The following is a 254-nucleotide window of genomic DNA, read 5'->3' on the forward strand; positions in this document are numbered from 1 at the left end:
CCGCTTTGCAATTCACATATTGATTAAAAACACGCATCACATCTGATTTCGTAACACTATTGTAGCCAGCAATATCATCCTGAATAAAATTAGGGTTACCTGTAAAAGTGTCAAATGCAGCTAACTGAGAAACTTTCCCTGCTACACTTTGTAAGCCAAAAAAAGCGCCTGACTCAAATTGAGCTTTGACTGAATCTAATTCATCTTGTGTTACTCCACGTTGCTCAAACTCAGAAAACGAATCTCGAACCATT

1 protein-coding gene is annotated in these 254 nt (G+C 37.8%); it reads right to left on the minus strand.

Features of this window, described 5'->3' with window-relative positions; genetic code table 11:
* Window positions 1-254: insulinase family protein (locus tag CWB85_RS22350; protein ID WP_138556033.1), on the minus strand; the 254-nt coding region annotated here is incomplete at both ends.

It is taken from the genome of Pseudoalteromonas sp. S1727 (assembly GCF_005886375.1).
Lineage (GTDB): Bacteria > Pseudomonadota > Gammaproteobacteria > Enterobacterales > Alteromonadaceae > Pseudoalteromonas > Pseudoalteromonas haloplanktis.